2 rRNA genes are annotated in these 1,062 nt (G+C 52.8%); both read left to right on the forward strand.

The features are described 5' to 3' along the window. Nucleotides 1-289, forward strand: a 16S ribosomal RNA gene (locus JV16_RS14815); the annotation flags it as partial. 184 nt (nucleotides 290-473) lie between these two features. Then, nucleotides 474-1,062, forward strand: a 23S ribosomal RNA gene (locus JV16_RS14820); the annotation flags it as partial.

The raw sequence follows: 1,062 nt of genomic DNA on the forward strand, positions 1-1,062 counted from the left end.
TCGCGAACCCGCGAGGGGGAGCCAATCCCAAAAAGCCGCTCTCAGTTCGGATTGCAGGCTGCAACTCGCCTGCATGAAGCCGGAATCGCTAGTAATCGCGGATCAGCATGCCGCGGTGAATACGTTCCCGGGCCTTGTACACACCGCCCGTCACACCACGAGAGTTTGCAACACCCGAAGTCGGTGAGGTAACCCTTACGGGAGCCAGCCGCCGAAGGTGGGGCAAATGATTGGGGTGAAGTCGTAACAAGGTAGCCGTATCGGAAGGTGCGGCTGGATCACCTCCTTTCTAAGGATAAGAAGAAAAGCGGAGAACTTTCGTTCGAAGCTAGACATCGTATGATGAAAAAACGCTTTTTCGCTTCGTTTAGTTTTGAGGGAATATCCCTCATATTTTCGCCTACGTCTATTAAAAAGGAGACGAGGTTGGCATTGTTCTTTGAAAACTAGATAACAGGCTGAAAAGTGTGTTTAGTTAAGTTAGAAAGGGCGCACGGTGGATGCCTTGGCACTAGGAGCCGATGAAGGACGGGACAAACACCGATATGCTTCGGGGAGCTGTAAGTAAGCGTTGATCCGGAGATTTCCGAATGGGGGAACCCACTGTCCGTAATGGGGCAGTATCCATACGTGAATACATAGCGTATGGAGGGCATACCCGGGGAACTGAAACATCTAAGTACCCGGAGGAGAAGAAAGCAAAAGCGATTCCCTGAGTAGCGGCGAGCGAAACGGGAACAGCCCAAACCAAGAGGCTTGCCTCTTGGGGTTGTAGGACACTCAATACGGAGTGACAAAGGAACGGAGTAGATGAAGCGGTCTGGAAAGGCCCGCCAGAGGAGGTAACAGCCCTGTAGTCGAAACTTCGTTCCCTCCTGAGTGGATCCTGAGTACGGCGGGACACGAGGAATCCCGTCGGAAGCAGGGAGGACCATCTCCCAAGGCTAAATACTCCCTAGTGACCGATAGTGAACCAGTACCGTGAGGGAAAGGTGAAAAGCACCCCGGGAGGGGAGTGAAAGAGAACCTGAAACCGTGTGCCTACAAGTAGTCAGAGCCCGT

Source organism: Anoxybacillus ayderensis, from assembly GCF_000833605.1.
Taxonomy (GTDB): Bacteria; Bacillota; Bacilli; order Bacillales; family Anoxybacillaceae; genus Anoxybacillus; species Anoxybacillus ayderensis.